The organism is Streptomyces sennicomposti (assembly GCF_019890635.1).
Lineage (GTDB): Bacteria > Actinomycetota > Actinomycetes > Streptomycetales > Streptomycetaceae > Streptomyces > Streptomyces sennicomposti.
In genome coordinates this window covers 233,317-254,250 of the sequence record NZ_JAIOAB010000002.1, presented here as the reverse complement: position 1 = coordinate 254,250, position 20,934 = coordinate 233,317, and the positions used below count along the sequence as shown (strand labels likewise).

General features: G+C 71.0%; 20 protein-coding genes. 5 read left to right on the top strand and 15 right to left on the bottom strand.

From position 1 onward, the window contains the following. Window positions 1-28: 28 nt before the first annotated feature. Both K7787_RS02105 and K7787_RS02100 read right to left on the bottom strand, forming a co-directional pair. Complete coding sequence (locus K7787_RS02105) at window positions 29-448, bottom strand: hypothetical protein (RefSeq protein ID WP_223000296.1); 420 nt, start codon at window positions 446-448, stop codon at window positions 29-31. A 273-nt stretch (window positions 449-721) separates the two neighbouring features. Further along, window positions 722-883: a hypothetical protein gene (locus K7787_RS02100; RefSeq protein WP_223000295.1), complete on the bottom strand. Its 162-nt coding sequence runs from the start codon at window positions 881-883 to the stop codon at window positions 722-724. Between the two features lie 230 nt (window positions 884-1,113). Here K7787_RS02100 and K7787_RS02095 point away from each other — a divergent pair, with 230 nt between their 5' ends. Then, window positions 1,114-2,307: a hypothetical protein gene (locus K7787_RS02095; RefSeq protein WP_223000294.1), complete on the top strand. Its 1,194-nt coding sequence runs from the start codon at window positions 1,114-1,116 to the stop codon at window positions 2,305-2,307. A gap of 987 nt (window positions 2,308-3,294) precedes the next feature. On the opposite strand, the gene K7787_RS02090 is transcribed toward K7787_RS02095, so the two are convergent. Then, on the bottom strand, window positions 3,295-3,441 hold the full coding sequence (locus K7787_RS02090) for a hypothetical protein (protein WP_223000293.1): 147 nt from the start codon (window positions 3,439-3,441) through the stop codon (window positions 3,295-3,297). A gap of 1,178 nt (window positions 3,442-4,619) precedes the next feature. Here K7787_RS02090 and K7787_RS02085 point away from each other — a divergent pair. Beyond that, window positions 4,620-4,943, top strand: a complete 324-nt coding sequence (locus K7787_RS02085; RefSeq protein ID WP_223000292.1) for a hypothetical protein — start codon at window positions 4,620-4,622, stop codon at window positions 4,941-4,943. A gap of 10 nt (window positions 4,944-4,953) precedes the next feature. Continuing rightward, a complete protein-coding gene (locus K7787_RS02080) occupies window positions 4,954-5,814 on the top strand; it encodes a helix-turn-helix domain-containing protein (RefSeq protein WP_223000291.1) in 861 nt (286 codons plus the stop codon). Between the two features lie 186 nt (window positions 5,815-6,000). On the opposite strand, the gene K7787_RS02075 is transcribed toward K7787_RS02080, so the two are convergent. The 5 genes from K7787_RS02075 to K7787_RS02055 all read right to left on the bottom strand — a co-directional run bounded on the left by K7787_RS02075 (window position 6,001) and on the right by K7787_RS02055 (window position 12,108). Beyond that, window positions 6,001-6,495 (bottom strand): hypothetical protein, encoded by a 495-nt coding sequence (locus K7787_RS02075; RefSeq protein WP_223000290.1) that lies wholly within the window; start codon window positions 6,493-6,495, stop codon window positions 6,001-6,003. Window positions 6,496-6,539: 44 nt separating this feature from the next. Then, entirely contained in the window at window positions 6,540-7,274 is a 735-nt protein-coding gene (locus tag K7787_RS02070; RefSeq protein ID WP_223000289.1) for an AlbA family DNA-binding domain-containing protein, read from the bottom strand. Window positions 7,275-7,352: 78 nt separating this feature from the next. Continuing rightward, window positions 7,353-9,476 (bottom strand): HEAT repeat domain-containing protein, encoded by a 2,124-nt coding sequence (locus K7787_RS02065; RefSeq protein ID WP_247720439.1) that lies wholly within the window; start codon window positions 9,474-9,476, stop codon window positions 7,353-7,355. A gap of 308 nt (window positions 9,477-9,784) precedes the next feature. Further along, window positions 9,785-11,242 carry an SsgA family sporulation/cell division regulator gene (locus tag K7787_RS02060; protein ID WP_223000287.1) on the bottom strand — a complete coding sequence of 486 codons (1,458 nt, stop codon included), beginning with the start codon at window positions 11,240-11,242 and terminating at the stop codon, window positions 9,785-9,787. Between the two features lie 20 nt (window positions 11,243-11,262). After that, window positions 11,263-12,108: a hypothetical protein gene (locus tag K7787_RS02055; RefSeq protein ID WP_308036273.1), complete on the bottom strand. Its 846-nt coding sequence runs from the start codon at window positions 12,106-12,108 to the stop codon at window positions 11,263-11,265. A gap of 222 nt (window positions 12,109-12,330) precedes the next feature. On the opposite strand from K7787_RS02055, the gene K7787_RS02050 reads away from it, so the two are divergent. Next, window positions 12,331-12,525, top strand: a complete 195-nt coding sequence (locus K7787_RS02050) for a hypothetical protein (RefSeq protein ID WP_223000321.1) — start codon at window positions 12,331-12,333, stop codon at window positions 12,523-12,525. Window positions 12,526-12,915: 390 nt separating this feature from the next. Here K7787_RS02050 and K7787_RS02045 read toward each other — a convergent pair whose 3' ends face one another. From K7787_RS02045 to K7787_RS02035, 3 genes are all read right to left on the bottom strand, one after another. Next, window positions 12,916-14,379 (bottom strand): UvrD-helicase domain-containing protein, encoded by a 1,464-nt coding sequence (locus tag K7787_RS02045; protein ID WP_223000286.1) that lies wholly within the window; start codon window positions 14,377-14,379, stop codon window positions 12,916-12,918. Window positions 14,380-14,493: 114 nt separating this feature from the next. Continuing rightward, window positions 14,494-15,309, bottom strand: a complete 816-nt coding sequence (locus K7787_RS02040) for a DUF6083 domain-containing protein (protein WP_223000285.1) — start codon at window positions 15,307-15,309, stop codon at window positions 14,494-14,496. 159 nt (window positions 15,310-15,468) lie between these two features. Continuing rightward, window positions 15,469-15,732, bottom strand: coding sequence for a helix-turn-helix transcriptional regulator (locus K7787_RS02035; protein WP_223000284.1), 264 nt, complete (start codon window positions 15,730-15,732; stop codon window positions 15,469-15,471). 178 nt (window positions 15,733-15,910) lie between these two features. Between K7787_RS02035 and K7787_RS02030 the strand changes: the two genes are divergently transcribed. Then, window positions 15,911-16,924, top strand: a complete 1,014-nt coding sequence (locus K7787_RS02030; RefSeq protein ID WP_223000283.1) for a hypothetical protein — start codon at window positions 15,911-15,913, stop codon at window positions 16,922-16,924. Between the two features lie 352 nt (window positions 16,925-17,276). On the opposite strand, the gene metK is transcribed toward K7787_RS02030, so the two are convergent. The 4 genes from metK to K7787_RS02010 all read right to left on the bottom strand — a co-directional run bounded on the left by metK (window position 17,277) and on the right by K7787_RS02010 (window position 20,933). Continuing rightward, window positions 17,277-18,500: a methionine adenosyltransferase gene (gene metK, locus K7787_RS02025; RefSeq protein ID WP_223000282.1), complete on the bottom strand. Its 1,224-nt coding sequence runs from the start codon at window positions 18,498-18,500 to the stop codon at window positions 17,277-17,279. A gap of 42 nt (window positions 18,501-18,542) precedes the next feature. Next, window positions 18,543-19,082, bottom strand: a complete 540-nt coding sequence (locus tag K7787_RS02020) for an NADPH-dependent FMN reductase (RefSeq protein WP_223000281.1) — start codon at window positions 19,080-19,082, stop codon at window positions 18,543-18,545. Beyond that, on the bottom strand, window positions 19,079-19,828 hold the full coding sequence (locus tag K7787_RS02015) for a 4'-phosphopantetheinyl transferase family protein (protein ID WP_223000280.1): 750 nt from the start codon (window positions 19,826-19,828) through the stop codon (window positions 19,079-19,081). The genes K7787_RS02020 and K7787_RS02015 overlap by 4 nt, the downstream gene beginning before the upstream one ends. 319 nt (window positions 19,829-20,147) lie before the next feature. Further along, window positions 20,148-20,933: a thioesterase II family protein gene (locus tag K7787_RS02010; RefSeq protein ID WP_223000279.1), complete on the bottom strand. Its 786-nt coding sequence runs from the start codon at window positions 20,931-20,933 to the stop codon at window positions 20,148-20,150. Window position 20,934: the final 1 nt, after the last annotated feature.

The following is a 20,934-nucleotide window of genomic DNA, read 5'->3' as shown; positions in this document are numbered from 1 at the left end:
TTCCTCAACGGGAGGTGGCTGAGCGGAGTCAGCAGTGCGGCCAGTGGATTCCTTGTCCGCCGCCTCTGATCGCGCGCCACTGCGGGACGGGGACCCGGCCGGCGGCGGCATAGATCCAGCCCTGGTGGTGGTAGACGCGGGTGAGGATCGTGTCGAGGACGTGCCAGTCGGCGTGGTGGCCGCAGGCGGCACACCGGTTCGGGTTGAAGCTGCGGCCGCGCTGGTGGGCGGGCCGGTCATGTAGTTGTGCTGCGATGTCTGCCGTGTCGCCGTTCGGCGCTGCCAGGATGCGGCGCGCCATGGCGACGGCTTCGGGGAAGTCCGTGGTGGTGAACTCCTCGGCGCGTGGCCGGTAAGACGGCAGCAGCCCGAACACCCACCACAGGGAGAAGGAGCACCGTTCGCACGGCGCCTCGTATGCCAGAACGTCCACTTGCAGCGAGCTCACCGGCCGCACCCCCTTACACGGTGATCCTGGTATATCGCATCCTGGCGCCGGGCCGGCTCTTCGTTCTCCCACAAGGGCGAGCAGGCGAGGCGAGTTTTGAAGGGGGGTGCCGGGCCGGCTGTGCGGTATGCGGGGTGCCGGTGGTTGGTCCGGCTCCGCGGTCCCCGTCTCGGCTACGGACGTCTCTCGCGGGCGGCCGGCTCGGGGCCCAGGCAGCGGTGGGTCGCCGTCACAGGGACGCTGGCCTTCGCGGGCAGCGCTCGTCTTTGCTGTTCAGCTCTTCGGGGTGTACCAGGGCACCAGGCGCAGCAGTAGGTCGAGGGTGGTGCGGGCGGCCGTGCGAGTGGTGGCGGTGGGGGCGAAGGCCGCGGCGAGGGCGAGAGGGACGGTGACCGCGCCGAGCACAGCCGCAGGGATGACCAGAAGGTGTGCCAAGTGGTCGGGATGGTGCAGACCGGCCGCAGTGGATCCGGTCAGGAGAACGGTGGTGAGGGCGGCGGCCGTCCGGGGGCGGACGCGAGGTCGCTGGGTTGGGGGGCATGGCTGGGCTGGTTCCTTTGTGTTGACGGGCTACCGGTGGTGCTGGGGACCAGTGAGCCAGAGGCGGGGCTGCGCGGAGAAAAGTGCCTCTCGGGGTTCTAATGGCGGGCATGGCACGAGGAGTTGTGAGTCCGGCAGATCGACGGGTGATCCGTGAACTTGAGGCGCGGGGCCTGGTGGTGACGGCGAGCCAGCTGGAGAGCTGGCGGCGGATGGGGCTGCTGCCCAGGCACCGGCGCCGGGGGCTTGGACGTGGCCGGGGGTCGGTGGTGGACGTGGTCGACCCGGTGGTGGTGGAGAGCGCGGCGGCGCTGGCGCGGCATCTTCGGCAGGGGCGGGATCGGCGGCTGGCGGTGTTGGAGTGGTTCGTCGAGGCCGGCATGCCGGTGCTGCCCGGGGCGGTTCGGGTGCCGGAGCCGCCGGTGGCCTGCGTGCGTGAGGCGCTGGTGTGGGTGGTGGAACGCTCGGTGTCGCAGCGGGTGGTGGAGTTCGCTCGCAGCGTGGCCGGGACGGGTGAGGAGGGGCTTGATGCGCTGTATGAGGTCTCCGGCCGGCTCATGAGGCCGTATCGCGGGGCGGCGGATCCTGTCCTGGTGCGCGCGGCGCTCGAGGCCGGCGAGGATGTGCCGGTCGAGGCGGAGGGCCCGGGCTTTGGGAGCGTGGTGCACCTGATCGCCGCGATCGGCGTGGGTGCGCAGGAGGTGGGGTCGGACGCGCTGGCGGAGGCATTCGCCGCGATCGGCATGTTCGGGCTGACGGTGGAGGACTGGGCGCGGATGCTGGGGGCGGCGGAGCGCGGTGAGGGGCCCCCGGTGGACTGGGGACTGCTCCAGCAGAACGCGGACATGGTGGCTCAGGTCCTGCGGGCGAGTGACGAGGAGCTGGTGCGCGCACGAGAGGTGCTGGTCGGCCTGCGTATGTTCTACGCGCTGTACGTGCTGCACGGGCTGCTCCTGCCGGACACCCCGGCACAGGCAGCGCTGCGGCAGCGGATCGACGACCTCGGCATGTTCCCGCTCCTGGACCAGGTCATCGCCATCAGTCCCTCCCCCCGGCAGGTCGCCGAGTTCCTGGCGCTCTGCCTCGAGCCGTTCCTCGGCAACCTGTACGAGGCGCTGATGGAACAGTTCGCGCAGGACCCGGACATCTTCAGCCTCCCCGGCGACGCCACGGGGCCCGTCGGGTTCGGCGAGACCTGGATGCGGACCGTACGCGAACTGTCGTCCTCAGGGCGAGCGGTGAGCGGCGGCGAAGATGACGATCCGGGTGAATGGGCGTCGGTACAACCGGATGACGGGGTGGCGTCGCAGCCTGGGTGACTGCTGTGCTTGTCGGCGGTACCGCAAGACCGGTGGGAGCGATCCGAGCGGGTGGTTCCTTCCGCTCAGGAGTGTCCGCAACGCGGCGGCCGGCGTCGGTAAGGGGACCGCGATGTGCTCACCGTGATCATCTCCGTGTCGCCTCGGGCTGTACGGGAATCAGCGCCGTCGGCGGACTCGCCGGGTGATCGGGCTCCGGCGGCGTACGGGGCCGTTCGGCGTTGACCCGGCGGCTGCCTCCCCATCGCCGCCAGCTCGACCCTTCCTCCAGCTGTCACGGCACCGGTGAACGTGGGGACGACTGGCGGACCGTTGCTCCACTCTATAGCACCAGCTGTCTCGCGTCTCCGCAGGTCAGAGGGGGTGTTGAGCATTTTTGGGCAGCACAAATTTCTGTGAACCAGTGGCCGTTGCTGCCTCGGAAAACGACTCGGTGAGCGTTTCTGGGTCCGTCGAGATATGGTACCGGCGGCCCCGGAAGAGCACGCTTCATGCGACGGCCCACGCCTCACCGTCAGCCAGGCATGGGCAGTTGACGCTCAGCTCGTGGACGTACTTGGCGTCCCTGCCACAGCGTGGCCTGCTGCAGGCAACCTGCTTCTGAGCAGGCGATACGCCGGGCGTCACTGGCCGCGGTGACGACCGGCGGCACCCAAAGCGGATGCGGTTTGGCACGCAATCACTCAGCCTCAATTAGCGACGGCACGCGCGCGGTAAATCGTCGACCAATGTCAAATCCGGCCGCCGAGTCAATCGTGCAGCCGGATCGATTTGCAATTACCGACCAAATCAAACACCCCGGTTCACGACTCGGGGAGTGAATGTTGGTTACCAATTAGATTCGGGAACGTGCTAGCGTAGCGCTTAGCAGTCCACACATGGGTGTGGGCCTCGCACCCTGGAAACTGTCGAGGCCCACAACGGCACGACGTGGACCGAGGGCCCGTCCCGTTGCCCCGGGGTGGGCCCTCCCCACTTCTCCGCAGCTCAGCCCGTCAGTTCGTCCACCACGCGCAGCACGTAGTAAACGACCCGCAGGACAGTGGCCACGGGCCGCAAGCGGGCGATGGCCCGCAAGATGCGGCGAAGCAGCTTGGTCCTCGCCGGCCTGCCCTTGGGAGCAGGCTCGGACATGCGTCATACCTCCCTTCTGGTATCCGCCCCGCCAATCGGCGGTGATCCGTCAGGGCAGGATCACATTACCGCAGTCCCGCAGTCGGGCAGTTCACTCGGTGACTTCGCGGGCGGTCTCTCTCCAACAATCCTTGGGAATTTTCCAGGGTTCCCGGGTCACGGAGGGCCTATTCGAGGTCCTCATTTTCTAGAGGGTTATCTACAGAGTTGCTGGTCAGCGGCTCAGGGCAATCGACGGCCCCCGGGCGACCCGACACCCTCCGCCAACACTGAGTGACGTGGGTCACAGTTTCCCGATGTCGCTGCGGAGCCGCTCGGTCCGCCCACGGTCGCGGCGCACCCGAGAGGTGACAGCCCCCCGCGCGGGGTCGGCCGCTGCCCAGCGCGACGAGGAGCGCCGAGGCGGTTCCTCCCCGGCGCGGCCGCGCGGCGGATAGGGAGGGCCGGCTGAGTGAAGGCAGGGAGCCCTGGGGTGGGTGCCAGGGCACGCGGCAGGAGGTCGGGGAAGCCGGACTGCGGTGCGGGCGCTGGCGGTCGGAGAGGGGCGCCGCGGCCGGTGCAAGCACGGGCGACCCTGCTGCGGAGCGGCGACGGGCGGACGGCGTGCCGTGAGCGGCGCAGGCCATTCCCCGCTCCGGTCTCCCGGCTGGCGTCCGTGACGGGCGTCGGCGTGGGGGCGCGCGTCGGTCCGGCACCCCGGGTGGGGTGCCGGACCGATGTGTCGGCGGACGCGGGTCCAACGCGCCTGCCAGGGTTCCGGGACGGTTCGGGCTTGCGACCAGGTGCCGCCAGGAAGACACCGGCAAACTCGCCGCCGGGGCCGTGCTGTCCACCACCGTCCTGGAGACGGGGCCTCGGCCGCAAGTCCGCCGGAACAGATGGTGAGCCGCACCAGCGACGGGGCGCCGGCAGCTCGCCTGGTGGCACGCCGGTAGTGGCGCCTCGGCCGGCCTGCAAATCGGATCGCGGAGTGGGGAACAGCCGCGAGGCCACAACTTCCCATAAGGCGCAAAGTGGACCCTCGGTGCGGCGGAGTGACGGCCGTACATGGAAGGCTGGTGCCGCGCAGCCCGACGACCGGCAGGGTCCAACTGCCCACGGGCGACGCAGTCTTGCGACCAGTACCCGGGGCCCGGCGTTTCGCCGAGGGCCCCCGTCAGAACGGAGTCCTGCTCACCATGAGCGACACCTTCGCCGCCCGCTCGGCCGCGTCTGCGGCCGGCCCGGCCGCACCCTGCTCGTGCATCCACCCCGCCCCGGCGGGCGACCCGGGACCGGCACCTGCCGAGAAGCGGTTGGGTCCCACGCACGCACTGATCCTGCTGCTGTCCGTACTGATCCTGGGCAGCAGCCTGTTCCTCGCCGGCACCCCGCTGGGAACCGTCTTCACGCTGCTGGGCGGCCTGGGCGCGATCGGCGCGGCTACCCTGGCCGCGCCCGGCGGCGGCCGCCGCCTGCTCACCGTCCTCGCCGAAAGCGCCGTACGCGGCGCGGGCAAGTAGGCGGCCCGGCATGACCCGTGTCCCCGCCGACACCGGCAAGCGCCCCTACGCTCAACTCGCCGAGCACCTGACCGCCCTGCGGGGCGCCGCGGGGCTGACCCAGCGTGCCCTGGCCCAGGCTGCCAGCATCTCCCGCGGCGCCGTCCAGCGCGCGGAGTCCGGTACCGCCGCCCCCACCCAGGCCGTCCTCACCGCCTACGTCCGCGCCTGCCGAGACCGTGATGAAGACCTCGACAGGGCCAGCCTCCTGCTCGACCACGGCCGCGCCGCCCAGCGCGACCGGCTCCGCCTTATCAAGGCCCCACACCCGACCCTCATTCACACCGCCGACGACCTCGGCGCCGCTCTCGCCGCCGCCTACGAACAGGCCGGCGCCCCGCCCCTGCGAAGCCTCAACCGGGACGGCCATGCACGGCTACCGCTGGCCACGGCCTCGCGGGTCGTCAACCGCAAGTCCCTGCCTGCCACCGTCGGGCAGCTGGTGACGTTCCTGACCGCCTGCAAGGTGCCCCCGGCCCAGCAGCGCCCTTACATCGACGCCTACTACCGCATCACCGGTAGCCGTCGCGCACGTCCCGCACCCCCGCGCGCCCGGCGCACGTCGCAGCTCGTCCCTTCGGGCCCTCTGCCTCGCTACGACATCAGCGGAATCGCTGTCGGTATCAAGACCTTGGCCAGCGTGATCGACCAGATAGACGTCCACCCCGAGAGATTCGCCCCCGGCGTCGAGGCAGCCCTCGCCGTGTCCCGATCACTCGACCAGGAAGCCCACCGCAACGGAAGGTCCCTGACTGAACACCTCGCCGCCGGCCTGGAAGGCATCGCCCGGGCGCTCCCCCGCTACCGCCCATCGGCCTCCCCCATCAGCTGACCTACCGGCTTCCCGCCCCCGACGACGAGACGGGGACGTGGAGGCGGGCCGTGCGTGAGCGGACGCACATCGGACGACAGGAAGCCGAGCAGCAGGCCGCTGGTGCCCGAGGGGGATGATGACCTCTTGGTCACGGCGAGGGTCATCGGGGACGCGCTGGGCGTCACGGCCACGTGTGGCACCGGGCTACAGGCGCGGGGTGAGGCCGAACTGGTTCATCAGGTCGGTGAAGACCTCCTGGGCGCTCGCGCGCAGCCGGTCATCATCGTCGGTGGGGGTCATCGTCGCGGTCACGGACTGGATGCGGCGGGGCCTGCGGGCGTGGTCGGGGATGCTCCTGTAGCCGCCGTACTCGGTGACGACCGGGACCAGGGGCGTCGGGTGGGGCATGGCTATCGTCGCTGTCAGGTGCACGGAGCTGTCCACGTGCAGGCGGTGGGCGAGTTCGTACGCCACGGCCACGGCATCGCGGCAGCAGGCGCCGGTGACGTCCTCGTCGACCGGAATGCCGATTGCCGCCGGATCGGCGTCGAGGTCGCCGCGCACGGTCATCCAGGTCAGGTTGGCCACCAGTACCGCAGTGCCGTCGTGGTGCAGTTCGGTGTGGATCTGACGGCCGAGGTTCCGGGTGAGAGTGCTCAGGACCCAACGACGCAGCCCTGGACGGGGGTTGTGCGTCACGTACTTCAGGCCGGCCAGGGGTCCGACGGCCAGGGGGTTGGCTGTCAGTCGCTGGGAGCGAGTGTGGGCGCTCTTGCAGACATCGCTGGCCGCTTCCCGTTCGAGTCGGGGTGCGGTGCGCGGCAGGGGGCGTTCCGGGCGAGCGACGGCAACAAACCAGGCCGAGGGATCGCTCTCCTCGAAGACGGTTTCCTTTGCGAGGTCGAGGAGGCGCTGGACTTCCTCCTCTGCGTGCTGGAGGCGGGTGAAGCGGTCGCGGTAGGCGCGTTCGATCTGGTGCTCGGCCTCCACGCGGTGTGGTCGCGGTCGCGGTACGGGACGACGGCAGCTTGCTGGTCCTTGTCCTTGGCTGCGGTGCCGTAGACGTGGTGGGGGGCCATGTGGCTGGGCGGCACGTCGATGACCAGCACGCTGGTGGCGCCGTCGGGCGAGGTGAGGGTGGTGAAGGTGAGGTCAGGCAGGTAGGGCTGGACGTGGTTGCGGACCCACTGCGCGTACTGCTGGGCGTTCACCTTGCCGGGGTAGATGCCGACCAGCTGGGTGGTCTTGTCCGTGACGCCGTAGATGAGCAGGCCTCCGCGGGTGTTGGCCATCGCGGCAACGTCCTTGGCCAGCTCGTTCCACCGGCCGTCCCTTGGGGGCTGCGGCAGTTGTTCCTTCCAGTCCAGGTCGTCGGACTCGCTCAAGCTGGCGTCGGCGGCCTGCTTGACCATGTCGAAGGTGAGCGGGCCGGGCGGGGCACCGAGGTGCTCGTGCAGCCGCGTCCAGGAACGGGCCATGCCCGGCAGCATACGAAGCGGCACCGACAGCGCCGGCCCGCGCACCGGCGATACCGGCGGCGCAAGGACGGCGCTGCCTCAGGTTGTCCGGGGAGCGGGGGCTGAGGACGCTGGGGGTTCGAGGCGGGTGATGAGGGTGCGGCTGATGCGCTGGAGTTCTTCGTCGTGGTCGATGCTCTGGAATCTGCCGCCGCGTCGGGGCAGGGCCAGTTGTGCGCGGAGCAGGGGCAGGGCCGGTGCCGCGAGGGGGCCCATGCGGTCCAGGCAGGCCACGACGTGGTTGGCCGTCGCGGGGTTCTTGGCCATGGCCTGCAGCAGGGCATCCAGGACGGCCGGTGCCTCGCTTAGACCGCCGATCTCCCACAGTGCGGCCGCGCACGGCACCCGGACCCATTCGTAGTCGTGGGCCAGGAGGTTGCGCAGGCGCGGCAGTGCGACGGAGGCGGGCGGGCCTATCTCGCCGAGCAGTGCAGCCGCGTCACTGATGCGGAAGGTGATCGGGTCGTCGAGGAGGTTGAGCAGGAGCGGCATGACCTCGGTCAGGTCTTCGTCGGCGGCCCACAGGGCGGCGACGGCGGCGGGCCGTATGTGTGCGTCGGTGGCGGTGGTCAGCGACCGGATCGTCTCCAGCGCTTCGGCTGCCGCCGGGCCGAACGCCGCCAGCGCTTTCAGGGCTGCTTGCGTGACGCCGTGCTGCTCATGGCGCACCGCGGCGCCGAGCGCGTCCACCACCGCGGGAACCGCGGCCGGGTCGCCCAGCGCGGCCAGCGCGGCCAGGACCGCGTTGGCGCTCATCTCGGTCCACTGCTGGGAGAGGTCCATCCGGCGCAGGTGGCCGCCGAGCCGGGGCACCAGCTCGTCCGCTGCCTGCGGCAGGTGACCTGCGACCTCGACCGCGCGCCAGGCGTCGACACCGCCGTCCAGCGCGGCCAGCAGACTCGGCACCGCGCGTATGTCGCCCAGGCGCGCCAGGGCCCTCACGGACTGCTGATGGCTCCGGCGCAGCCGCATCTCAGGTGCCGCCCACACATCAGGGCCGTGAGCCGCGCGCTGGGCGTCGACGTGCGCGGCGAGTGCCTCCCGGGCCGGGACGGCGATCGGGTGGCAGGTCTCCAGGACGGTCGCGGCCTCGACGGCGACCTCCTCGTCGGCCGTGGTGAGCCGGTCGGCGACCAGCAGCAGGAGGCGGGTGTGGTTCCCGCGCCAGGTCTGCATCAGCTCCCCGCTCATCCGGACCGCGTCCAGGCGCGAGCCGGGATCGGGGCTGCACAGCTGCTCGGCCAGCACCTCGGTCCGCTCCCGGACCCGGTGGCCCAGCGCTTCGTGGAACGTGCGCAGCAGGACCGTGGTCGGTGCGTACACGCGCGTGTGATGGTCGAGTTCGGCGAAGCGGGCGGCGATCTGGGGCACCACTGCGTCCGTGGGCGTCGCCGGACGGCTCGGGGCCGGCACGATCGGCCGCACGGGCAGGGCGCGGGCGGTCTCGCGCAGCAGGACGACGGCGGCCGGGACGACGTCCTCGCCGATCTCGTCCGGGGCGCAGCGGGCCCGCTGGACAAGGGCCGCCAGCCGGGTAACCGGGTCCTGTGCCGGGTCGGCCGCCAGATCGGCGAGCCAGTGCGTCACCTGGTGCGAGGCGGCCGGCAGGCGCAGTGCCAGGGTGGCCGCCGCCTCAACGGTCCGCAGCCGCGCTTCGATGCCGTGCTCGGCTGCCAGCCGCTCGCGCAGCACGGTGGCCGCCCGGTCGGCGTCGTCGAGGAAGAGCCCGAGCCCGCCGATCGCGGCCAGACGCACGTCGGAGTCGCTGTCGCAGGCGAACTCGGCGAACGTCTCACCGTGCTCGCGCAGGAAGGCGACGGCCTGCACGTAGCCCGACGGGGGGTAGTACTCGATCTCGGTGCCGTCGTCCTCGAAACCCCTCTCGAGGGACTCACGGCCGATGCTGACCAGCAGGGCGACAATGCCGGCCCGGTCGGGCGTGGCCCAGTCGGCGGCCAGCTCGAACAGGAAGGGCAGGCTGGCCGCCGTGCACGGGTACACGTCGCCCTGATGGTGGACCTCGCTGTAGAAGCGCTCCAAGGCCTTACGACGTTCCTCGGCCTGGGGGGAACTCAGCGCCCACAGCAGCGCAGGTATCTCCTCGGCCGTGCCGTACGCGTGCTCCATCGACGCCCAGTCGATGCGATGAAGTCCCTCGAACATGACCCAGACCATGCCAGACGGCACTGACATTCAGCCTTGCCCTCGGCCCCGGCAGGAGCATGCAGCTGGGCAAGGGATCAGCGGGCCCGGGCGCGCGCTTCGTAGTATTCCTGCAGCCGCTCCAGCATGATGCGGCAGTACTCGGCCAGCGGTCGGTGCTGTTCTTCGTCCAGGACGAAGGCGACGGTGTGGACGCCGTCGTCTCCCGGGATGACCGCGTGGGGGCTGGGACGCGCGCAGGTTGGGCCAGTAGCGGCCGTGTGCGAACCCGGAAGCCGCCCGCCAGGCTGCGCCCACCTTCACAGCCGTCAGTCACGCCCACCGGGCCGGGCAAGCTCTCCTAGGGTCGCCTCGAAGGAATCCATCATGGGCTGCAGGTAGGAGTGTTCGAGCCCGTACCGGACGAGTCTGCCGGCCGCTTCGACGAATGCGCGTACATCGTGCTCGGCGGCAGAGAGCAGGGCTTTGCCCTCGGGCGATGCCAGCCGGATGAAGACCCGTGCCTGCTGCCGCGGTTCATTCCCACGCCAAACGATCACATCGCCCAGCCCGGCCTCTTTCTGCAGTCCGTCCCTGAGCAGGTCTCTGGAGAAGGTCCACACGGTCTCGTTGCCGCTGCCTGCTCCGAACCGCGCTTCGACGGCGTAGGGGTCACAGACGCGGTACGTGAGGCGCGTGCGCACCGGTTGCGTGAATGCCTCGTGGTCCTCCGGATGGATCCGCATCGGCACATCAGCACGCAGGGTGCGTACGCCGTCGACGACGGTGATCCACTGCCGTGCTCTGCGTTGTTTCCCCGCGAGCACGGCCGGCGTGGCGGCTGGAGCCGTTGAAGGCTTCGTCTGCGCATCGCGGTCTCGCAAAGGTCGCGGCGCCGCGATGCCGGCCGGCACGTGGAGGCCGCTTGCGGTTCTCGGATACGCCGAAGGCGCAAAGCGCGCTACGTGCGGGTGCGGTGGCTCAATTGCGCCGACGAGCAGGTTCCTGACGGAATCAAGCATCACGTCATGCGTCGGCACGAGGACAGGCTGAAGGTACGCCTGAAGGTCGAGCCAGGATCGCCCCGTGTGCTGCGGCATCGAAGACAGCGCGGATGTCATCTCGCCGCGTGCCCACCCGCTCGCAGTGTCGGCGGATGCACACCGAAGCAGCCCTGCACGGGGGAACCGCCATCCTGCCGGGCACGGCTCGCGCGAGGCGTGTGCGAGCTGCCGTCTGTCCAGGAGATCTGCTGCCTGGTGCGGTCCGCCGCCGGTGCGGGAGGTGGGCCACGCCGTCAGCGGGTCGCGCAGGGAGTACGGCGGCAGTGAGGGGAGCAGGAAGCCGCGGACGCAGAGGGTCCACCGGTCACCGGCCTCCCACCGGCCGGGGCCTGGCAGCGTCATGCGCTGCGCCAGGACCGCGTAACTGCTGGACGGTGATCCGCGCAACTCCCGCAAGGCGGCGACGAGCGGTTGCCTGCCGCAATCGTCGAACAAGAGAGGGCGGGATGGACGGCGAGGCCTCATGGCCGCCCGGGAAAGAGGCCGGGCCTGGGACGGGCTTTCACCGGGGATTCTTCCGGACGGGTCTTGCTCGTGCTCCTGCGCTGCCTGCGCGACGGGGCGGGTTTCGGGGCGGGCCTGCTGCTGGTCGACCGCTTGTGCCATCCGGCGCCGGGGCGCCGCGGGGATCGGTTCGGTCTGCGCCAGGACGTGCGGTGCACCGAGGCTGGATGCGTCGAGCAGCGCGTCGAAGTCGTCGGTCGTCACGGCGAGGTGATCCATGGGTTCGTCCTTCCGGACGGTCATCGTGCTCCCCCTTCCCCAGGGCCGGGCGTGTCGGCGAGGTCGGCGAGGATGCGGGCCCGGAGCCGGCCGATGCGGCCTTCCAGAGCCTTCTCCGTCAGCCCTACCTCCGCCGCGGCCTGCTGCTGGGTGTAGCCCTGGGCGCGCAGGGCCAGTCCCTTGCGGACCTTGGTATCAGTGATGTACGGGAGGATGCGCTTGATTTCTTCGTGGGTGGCTGCGGCGTAGAAGGGGTCGGTGGCGCGCTGGTCGGGGATCTCCCGCGCCGCGCTCTCCTCGTCGGCCGTGGGAAGGGCCAGTTCCAGCTGTCCGATCTGCCGGACCCGGAACCACCGGGTGTAGACGGTGCGGAAGGAGCGGATGGAGGCGCCGACGAAGTAGGTGCTCAGGCTGGCGCCGCCGGCGGGGTTCCACCTGCCGCGGACAAGGCCGTGCTCGTGGAAGAGGTCCAGGCCGGCGATGACGGTGTCGGTGGCGACTTCGGCGCGGTCGTCCGCGTTCCAGTCGGGCGTGGTCATGTGAGCAGGCACGGGTCGGCCGGCCCGCCGGGCGTGGTCGAAGATCTCGCCGCTCGCGGTCCACTTGCTGACGGTGCGCCAGCCGTAGTCCATCAGGCGGGTGGTGACCTTCTGGTAGCGGGGCCCCTGGAAGTCGTCGGCGCGCAGGATGTCGACGATGCGGGCGTCGGCCTGCAGCCGTGCCGCACGGGGGGTGCTGTTCTCCGGGGCGGGGCCGGCGAGGGTGTGCTCCAGGCTCAGCAGCTCCCGGGAGCTGAGCTCCTTAAGCTCCGCGTCCTCCTGCAGCAGTGCTTGGGGAGCACGCCCCTGGCACGTCTCATCCGGCACACTCGCTCCCTTGCGTCCCTGCCGCCCATGCGGGCCCCTTTCCAGCCTGACAGGGATGTCATAGGCCTCACCCGCCGCTCTCCCCTCGCCCCACCCGGAAGAAAATCGCGTGACTCACGTCACAGGCGGTCGGGCGAGGGGCACGGCTCCCCCGCCCCCTAAAGCATCCACACCAGTCACCCGGGAGCGGGTGAAACCACCAGCAGAGAAACGGAGTTCACAGTGAGCCAGCCCACCAACACCAACCAGCCCCTGCTCGGCCTGCGCAGCGCGATGGTGCTGCTGCTCGGCGTCCTCACCGGCATCGCGGCAGGCGCCCTCACCTACCTGTCCGAGCACTCCCTGCCCGCCGCGGCGCTCGCCGCCGGCGCCGGCTTCGGCGCGGGCGTGCTCTTCTTCCAGACCATCATCGGCTGAACACCCCACACCCCCCCGGGGGGTCTTGGGGGCGGCAACCGCGGTGGCGGTTGCCGCCCCCAAGACCCCCCGTCGCGTCCACCGCCCGGCCCCTGCCGGCCCGGGCCGACCTGCAGCAGACACAGCCAGCCTCCGGGTGCCACGTGCTCAACACGCGACCGGCGCCCGGACAGCCCTGCGGCCCCCGCGCAACGGGGAGCGCGAAAGCCGCAGCCAGCTCGCCGCATGGAGCGCGGTCGCGCCGTTCATCCACGGGCCCAGGTCAGGCGGTCACCGCCGCATGCAGCTCGCCCTGTGTCCCCGGGCAGCACACCTGCCGGGCCTCCGTGCCGTTCCAGCCGGGCTGGCGGCCGCGGCCCCGCGGAGGTTGCACTGGGAGCGGCATGACCGTCAGGGGTTTCCCTCGGGGTGGTCGTGGATCCAGGTGAGACCGCCGAGGTCGAGGCGGTCGCGGGCGCGGGTGACGGCTACGTAGGCCAGGCGCGCCTCGCCGGGGTCGATCGGTCCGGGGACGGGGCGGCCGTTGGCGTCTTGCTGATCGGTGTCTTTCGGCGGGGTGAAGTCGCCGGCGATCTGTACGCGGTTCCATTCGCGCCCTTTGGCCTTGTGGGCGGTGGAGATGGTGACCTGAGCGTGCTGTTCGTGACTGAGACGGCTGAGAGCCGTGAGGACGGCCTGGGTTCCGTGGGTGTCGATGAGGTCGACCAGGGGCTGGAGGTCACGCCCGCAGGGGTCGTATGCGGCGTAGTCCTGAACTGTTCCCCAGGTGGGGAAGAGAACGAGTTCGGGGTGGTTGGTGCGGCGGCCTTCTTTGAGCTGCCGGGCGGCAAGGGCGAGGGAGCGCAGGCTGCCGCCTCCTCCGACGAGCGCGACGCGGATGCCCGCGGCGAGGAGGGTCATGACGTGATGCATGGTGCCGACGTTGGTGCGGCACAAGATGGCGTCCGGGCTGGTGAGGGGGCCGACATCGGTGGGTCGTGCGGTGCTGCCCGTCAGGCGCAGGGGGGAGTTGGCGATGGTGAGCCAGCGGTTGGCTTCCGTGGCGAGGGCGGGGCCGAAGCGAAAGGAGCGGGAGAGGGTGAGGTGGGTGCCGTCGAAGCCGGAGATGACGTCTTTGGCCCCGCGCCAGTGGTAGATGGCCTGGGCGGAGTCGCCGACCATGACGAGCTGGGCGTGGTCGCGCTGGCTGTTGAAGATGTGCTCGACGACGGGGTTGGTGTCCTGGGCCTCGTCCAGGAGGAGGAAGTCGGCGTCGATTCTGGGATTGGTCAGCGACCAGATCTTGAGGAAGTGGTCCGGGTCGAAGCGGACGGCGCCGTCGTCCGGGTTCTGGAGGTCGGCCCAGGCTTTCGCGGCGTAGGGGATGACGAAGTCGGCGAGTTCGTCGTGGCCTTCGGGGTGGTCGAGGCCGCGCAGGGGCGGCACGTGGTGGGGCGTGAGAGCCGTGTCGGCGGAGTGGCAGAAGCGGGTCACCGTGCGCAGGACGGTGTTGGACAGGGCCGTGGGGGCAAGGGTGTGGCCGGCGATCTTGGCGGGTTCGGTGATGCCGAGGTGGTGTCCGGTCTGCCAGGCAGGGCGGCGGGGTGCGCCGAGGCGGCGTGCGTAGCGGTGGCCGAGGGCGGCGTAGGCGAGGGCGTGGGCGGTCTTGCAGATGACGCTGGGCGGGAAGCGGGCGGCTGCGTCCTGGGCGATGGCGCGGTTGTAGGCGAGGTAGCGGCCGCGGCGCGGGGTGCTGCGGGCGAGCAGTGCGAGGGTGGAGGTCTTGCCGGTGCCGGCGCCTGCCTGGAGGGCCAGGTGGTCTCCGGCGTGGAAGCGGTCGGCTGCTCGTTCTTGTTCGTCGGTGGGGGTGGACAAGGCGGTCTGCTCCGTGGGAAGGAGGCGTGGGTTAGCGTGCCGCGGGCCTGGGGTGGTCGGGTGGGTGCCGCGCGTTGGTGGCGCGGGGGCTGTCACGGCCGGGGGCCGGGTGCTTTAGGGCAGGCGGGTGACGAGGTAGGGGCGGTGGTGGAGGGGGTCGAAGGGTTCCCAGTCGGCGAGGGCCAGGTCCGCGGCGGTGGGAGTGGCGGCGTGGGCGGGACAGCGTTGGGTGCGCCACCGGGTCTGTTCCGTGTAGGTGAGATGGCCGAGGTCGTAGACGGCGACCATGGCGGTGGAGAGTGCCAGGTGGCTGTGGCGTCCGGGGGTGGCGGGGGCGAGGGTCCAGCGGCCGGGTGTGGTGCCGGGTGCCAGGACGGGGCGGGCGCAGCGGGTGCGGCGCCGGGTCTGGGCGACGCATTGGATGTCCTCGACGGGCCGGGCCGCGAGGTAGCGGTTGTAGAGGAACTGGACGAGGGGGCGTGCCGGCCGGCACGGACTTGGCGGTTGGTCTGCGGGCTTCGGGGAGGGGGTGAAGGCTCCGGTGTCCAGGAGGCGGCGGGTTGTCAGGGCGAGTCGGCGGCGGAGCTGGGTGAGTTCGGGAGGCAGGGGCGGGGCGGCGGGGTGTGCGGGGCACAGGGTCCGGTGGGTGGTGCGGCACCAGGGGGAGCCGTCGTCTGACGGATGGGCGATTCCTGAGGCGAGATGCCAGCGGTGGTCACGGGGGACGATGCGGGCGGGCAGGTCCACGGGGTGGAGAGAGACGGGGCGCTGGGTGGGGGTGGTGTACCAGTCGATGCGGTTGCCGCAGGAGTCGCACTGGCCGCTCTGGTGAAGGCGCAGGAGCCGGCTGGGGCTGTGGGGGGTGATCTGGACGGTGCGGGGCCGGTGTCGGAGGGTGCGAGTGCTGTTCGGGGTGTGGGTGGGGCGCATGGGCGGGAAGATTCCATTTGCCGCGCCGTGGGGGCGGCAGCCGGGCGCAGAAGGCCCTCTTTCAGCGGAATCGGTGCGTACGCGTGAACGAGGCCTCGCCCTGGAGTTCCCATACGGCGACTCGTTCGGGTGGTCCGCCCACTCGCGCGCCGTGCTGGCCTATTCGGCGCCTGGGCCCGGCGGCGTGTGCCCTTCGCAGAGTGCGGCGAAGAGGCCTCCCAGGGGGACGGCGAAGGCGTGGCCGAGAGCGTGCCAGGTGGCGAGACTGCCGACCGTACGGCGCTGCTCGATTTCGATAAGGGTGCGCCGGGACACGCCGGTTCTTTCGGCGAGTTCGTCGTAGCTCCAGCCGCGCTCGCCCCTCAGGCGCGCGAGGTGCTGGCGCAGCGCGTCGAGGTTGGGTTCGGGCGGCAAGATCGTCACCCGCCCATCCGACGGTGCAGACACCTGCCCTGTCAGTGCAGACCTCTGCCCTATCGGCCTCAGTGCTCCCGGGAGAGGGAGGGCAGAGGTCTGCACTACGGTGTGCGGCATCGCGGCACGCCGCCGGCCGCCCGTGCCGGCGGCGGCATGGATGCAGACAGAAAGGAGCCCGCGGCCCATGAGGCTGTGCACCGCGCGCCCGCGGATCTCGCGCACCTGGACCGTCGAACTGCGGCCGCGGCCCCAGGGCCCGCTCCTTGTCTGCCTCCAGTGCGCGCTCGCGCCCCAGCCGCTCCAGGGGCGCGCTGCCCGTTCGGCGGCACTGGAGCATCTCGCCCGTCATGCCAGGCATTCGCCGCTGCCCGGGCATCTGAGGACCTGCCAGTGCCACGAGCGCGGCTGCCGATGGCATCCGCGCCACCGCGGGTGCGACGGCCCGCTCCTGCTCCTCCTCATCCGCGGCCCCGGGGGACGCCTGTGGCGGCTCACCGATGCCTGCACCGCCTGCGCCCGGGCCACACCCGACGCCTGCCCCGTTCCCGAGACCACCCTCGGCACGGCCCACTCCCCCGCCGTCCGGCGCCGCGGGCCCCGGCAGCGCCACGGCGGGCAGGAACGCCTGCTGGTGCGTGACATGCTCAGTTACCTCGCCAGTTCACTTCCCGCGCATCTGAGTGCGCAGGAGCGGATCCTGGCTCTGCAGTGCGTGCTCCGGTCCTCGTACTCCGGGACCGTGCTCCTCCCCTTGGGGCTGACGCGTGGTCTGGGCCTTCACCGTCCCGACCGTGTGCGCGAGGAACTCGCGGCCTCAGGATGGCTCCGCCCGCTCACGGCCACGACCGTGCGGCTGACCGACCCGCTGTCCGGCGCGCCCGGCCGGCGCCACAGGGCCAGGGCCGCCGACTGGGCCATGCGCACACTGCGGGCCCCCGCCATCCGGGCGCTCGGTGCGGACCTGCGGCTCACCGCTCTGGCGCTGCTCGCGCACACCCCGCCCGAAACGGCGAACGGCCAGGCAGACCGCGCCCAACTGGCCTGCGGCTGCGGCCTCGGGCCGGCCGCCGTGCTCGGTGCGGTAGGAGCGCTTGCCGAGCACCGGGCGATCGCGGACTGGGCGTACGACCCCCGCACGGACGAACTGAGGTGGACCACGGCCTGCACGTCCCAGTCGCGCGGACGGCCGGCCCGATGACGCCAAGGCCATCCGACCGGGGCCTGCCCGTCGGCGGCAACCCCCATCGCACGAAACGGACGGCCGGCTCCCCGCCTGCAGCTTCTGGCACTGACCGGGAGTGACCAGCTGTCCCGCAGACCGGTTTCACCCCAGGCCGACGAGGACCGGATCTGCATGCTGATCCTCTGCACACCGCAGAGAACGGCATCCAGGTACGGCCCACGTCTTCAAGGGGCAACGCGGCCGGCGCGCTCCCGGATGAAGCCGGACACGGACGGTCCGGCGTCGTCGCCGCAGGCCGCTGTCCGGGGGCGGAGAGGGGACAGCAGACCGAAAGCGTTGTCGGACACGACCGGGCGGAGGGAGACGTTCATATGTTCGCGGCCCTCCACAGCGCGTCGACGCGGTCGGCCCTCTCCCACGTGAAGTCGGGCAGCTCACGGCCGAAATGCCCGTAGGCGGCCGTCTGGGCGTAGATCGGGCGCAGCAGGTCCAGGTCGCGGATGATCGCGGCCGGGCGGAGGTCGAAGACATCGCAGATCGCCTGCTCGATCGTCTCGCTGTCGACGGTGTTGGTGCCGAAGGTCTCCACGAAGAGACCGACGGGCTCGGCCTTGCCGATCGCGTACGCGACCTGGACCTCGCAGCGTGTGGCGAATCCCGCGGCGACCACGTTCTTGGCGACCCAGCGCATCGCATACGCGGCCGACCGGTCCACCTTGGAGGGGTCCTTGCCCGAGAAGGCGCCCCCGCCGTGGCGGGCGAAGCCGCCGTACGTGTCGCTGATGATCTTGCGGCCGGTCAGACCGGCGTCGCCCATCGGGCCGCCGATCTCGAATCGCCCGGTGGGGTTGACCAGCAGACGGTAGCCCTCGGTCTGCACCTTGATGCCGTCTTCCTCGAGTGCCTTCAGCTCGGGCTCGACGACGAACTCCCGGACGGCGGGGGCGAGGAGGGAGTCCAGGTCGATGTCCGCGGCGTGCTGGGACGAGATCACTACCGTGTCCAGGCGCACCGCCCTGTGTCCGTCGTATTCGACAGTGACCTGCGTCTTGCCGTCCGGACGCAGGTAAGGCATCGCTCCGTTCCTGCGCACCTGCGCCAGACGGCGCGCCAGGCGGTGCGCCATGGTGATGGGCACCGGCATCATCTCCGGCGTCTCGTCGCACGCGTAGCCGAACATGAGGCCCTGGTCGCCGGCGCCCTGCGCGCCGAGCTGGTCCCTGTCGCCAGAAGGCATCGTGCCTGCGACCCGCTTTTCGTAGGCCGTGGCAACGCCTTGCGCGATGTCCGGGGACTGCGAGCCGATGGAGACGGTGACGGCGCACGAGGCGCCGTCGAAGCCTTTCTGCGACCCGTCGTAGCCGATCTGGAGGATCTTGTGGCGTACGAGTTGCTCGATCGGCGCGAACGCCTTGGTGGTGACCTCGCCGGCCACGTGCACCAGGCCGGTGGTGATCAGCGTCTCGACGGCGACGCGGGAGGCGGGGTCCTCACTCAGCAGCGCGTCGAGGATGGTGTCGCTGACCTGGTCGGCGATCTTGTCGGGGTGTCCCTCGGTCACGGACTCCGAGGTGAACAGGCGACGGGGCATGGTTCCTCCTGGGGCTGTGTGCGGACGGTGCGTAACGGGCGGTCAGGCTTCGTTGAGTTCCTTCGCCGCGCGGGCCATCGCTCCGAGGACGTTCCTGAGGTCTGCCAGGGGTGACTCGTCGGTGACACGGCCGTCGGAGAGCTTGGCGCCGGCGCAGGCGACGGGGAGGCGCTCCGGCAGGACCGGGGCGCCCATGACCTCGAGCGTCTTCCTGACCCAGGCCTGGGCCCGTTCCCCGCCGGTCATGGAAGGAGACGCGGTGACCACGGCGACCGGCTCGCCGACGAGTCCGCCTCCGCCGACCACCCACTCGAGCGCGTGCTTCAGGACGCCGGACGTCCCGTGCGCGTACTCGGGACTGGAGACGAGAACAGCGTCGGCGGCCTCATGCCAGCTGCGGAAGTCGGGGACTTCGGCGGGCGGTTGCTCGCTCTCCACGTCCTGATGGAAGAACGGGAGCGTGCCGATCCCCTCATAGATCTCCATCGTCACCCCGGGTGGAGACAGCCGCGTCGTAGTGCGCACCACCGCCGAATTGAGGGATGCGTTGCGCAGGCTGCCGGAGAGTGCAAGGGACTTCATGAGGGCGGTTCGTTGCCTTTCGCGGTGGTGGTGCGTCGGTCTGTCTGCGAAGCGCTACATCCGAAGCGGGCTCTGGAGAAATCGGGCAGGGCCAGTGCCGCGGTCACTCCGGGACCCACGTCGACATCGCGGACCTCCCACATCCCGGGCCTGCGCCCCCATCGGTGGCTGACCGTGACCCGGCCGAATGCCTGCGGGTCGACGTGCACGCGGGTGAGGTCCACGAATGCGCCGATACCGCTCGCCTTGGTGACGGCCTCTTTGCGGACCCAGATCCGCCACAGGGCCTCCTGCCGCCGCTCGGGGGGCAGCCGGGCCATATAGGTGCGTTCTTTGGGGCTCAGGCGCTGCCTGGCCATCGCGTCGACGTCGACCGGGCGGACGATCTCCACGTCGACGCCCACCGGCCCTGTCTGCGACACGGCGACGAGAACCCTGTTACCCGATCGGGAGAAGCTGAAGGCCAGTCGCGTGTGGGGGCTGACGATGCTCGGCGGTCCGTGCTCCGGGCTCCCGCAGGCCGGGCACGGGTCGCGGCCGAACTTGATGCGCCAGGGCTGTGTGTCCAACTGGTGGGCAAGGACGCGGCGCAGCGCGGCGCGCCCGGCGATGAACGCCGTGCGGTCGGCCGCACGGCGGTATCGCGCCGCGCGGTTGTGTTCGGCGGCACTGAGCAGCAACCGGTCCTCGTGCGTCGCGGTGCTGGGCAGAAGGAGAGGCCGTACAACGGCCTCGATCGTGCTCATGCATGTCCTCCCGGGGTGAGGTCTGCGGGAGCCGGCCGGCTCGCGGCCACTGCCTCGGCTGTGCGCCGGGCGACGGATTGCCGGTGGGCGTTCAGGCGGAAGCGGCCGCCGCTGTGCATGTGCGGTCCGTGGAAGCGGTGGGTGTGTCCGGCGCCGCCGGGACCGGCAGGTCTCGGCGGAACGCGTGTGACGCCTGGGCGGCGGCCGCAGGGCAGACGCACGCGAACTCAACCGGGCCGGGCGGGCGGCCGTGCTTGGCTGTCCTTGCCGGCGAAAGATGCTGATGCTGGCGCTCCCCGCTTCCCTGGTCTGTTGCGCTTCACCCGGTGAGGCGAGTCCTGAGTGCTTGGGTGAATCCCGACTGGCCGTCCAGGTTGAAGAAGTGGCCGCCGGGCAGGACGGTGTGCTCGAACGCGGCGGTGGTGTTGGCTTGCCAGGCCTCCATGGCGCAGGCGGGCAGTTCGGGGTCGTCCTCTCCCGCGTACGTGCTGATGGGGCAGGTGAGCAGCGGCATAGCGCGGAAGGTGTAGGTGTCGGTCACCTCGAAGTCGGCTCTGATGGTGGGCAGGAGCATCTGTCGCATCGAGGTGTCGGCGGCGATCTCGGGCGGGACGCCTCCCATGTCGGCGACCAGCTGCCACAGCTCCGCGTCGCTGAGCAGGTGACGGGCGTGTGTGGTGGGGACGTCCTGGGGGGCTTCCATCGCCGAGACGACGAGATGGCGTGGGGGCATCGCGTAGGCCAGCGAGAACAGCCTGGCCGTCTCGAAAGCGATCAACGCTCCCATGCTGTGCCCGTAGAAGACGTAGTCGTCGCCCAGACGCGGGCGCAGCACAGGGGCGAGGGCCCGGATGAGGGGGCGGATGTCGGTGAAGAGTTGCTCGTCGGCGCGGCTCTCCCGGCCGGGCAGCCGCACGATGAGGATTCGGGCGATGTCACGCTGCGACTGCGCGAGTCGCCAGTAGGCGGCCGCGCCGGCTCCCGCGTGGGGGAAGAAGACGAGGGTCGGCAGCGATGCGGGAGCATCACTGCCGAGGAACCATTCGTCGTCGGCGGCGCTGGAGGGTCGTCGGAAAGATGCAGACCGGGTGCCGATGGGGTTCATG

What these genes read in the sequence shown, in the direction of transcription:
- K7787_RS02015 (WP_223000280.1), bottom strand. Translation starts at nt 19,828, where the DNA reads ATGAGCACGATCGAGGCCGTTGTACGGCCTCTCCTTCTGCCCAGCACC.
- K7787_RS02040 (WP_223000285.1), bottom strand. Translation starts at nt 15,309, where the DNA reads ATGCGCCCCACCCACACCCCGAACAGCACTCGCACCCTCCGACACCGG.
- K7787_RS02020 (WP_223000281.1), bottom strand. Translation starts at nt 19,082, where the DNA reads ATGAAGTCCCTTGCACTCTCCGGCAGCCTGCGCAACGCATCCCTCAAT.
- K7787_RS02060 (WP_223000287.1), bottom strand. Translation starts at nt 11,242, where the DNA reads ATGGATCACCTCGCCGTGACGACCGACGACTTCGACGCGCTGCTCGAC.
- K7787_RS02085 (WP_223000292.1), top strand. Translation starts at nt 4,620, where the DNA reads ATGAGCGACACCTTCGCCGCCCGCTCGGCCGCGTCTGCGGCCGGCCCG.
- K7787_RS02010 (WP_223000279.1), bottom strand. Translation starts at nt 20,933, where the DNA reads ATGAACCCCATCGGCACCCGGTCTGCATCTTTCCGACGACCCTCCAGC.
- K7787_RS02065 (WP_247720439.1), bottom strand. Translation starts at nt 9,476, where the DNA reads ATGTTCGAGGGACTTCATCGCATCGACTGGGCGTCGATGGAGCACGCG.
- K7787_RS02070 (WP_223000289.1), bottom strand. Translation starts at nt 7,274, where the DNA reads ATGGCCCGTTCCTGGACGCGGCTGCACGAGCACCTCGGTGCCCCGCCC.
- K7787_RS02090 (WP_223000293.1), bottom strand. Translation starts at nt 3,441, where the DNA reads ATGTCCGAGCCTGCTCCCAAGGGCAGGCCGGCGAGGACCAAGCTGCTT.
- K7787_RS02080 (WP_223000291.1), top strand. Translation starts at nt 4,954, where the DNA reads ATGACCCGTGTCCCCGCCGACACCGGCAAGCGCCCCTACGCTCAACTC.
- K7787_RS02030 (WP_223000283.1), top strand. Translation starts at nt 15,911, where the DNA reads ATGAGGCTGTGCACCGCGCGCCCGCGGATCTCGCGCACCTGGACCGTC.
- metK (WP_223000282.1), bottom strand. Translation starts at nt 18,500, where the DNA reads ATGCCCCGTCGCCTGTTCACCTCGGAGTCCGTGACCGAGGGACACCCC.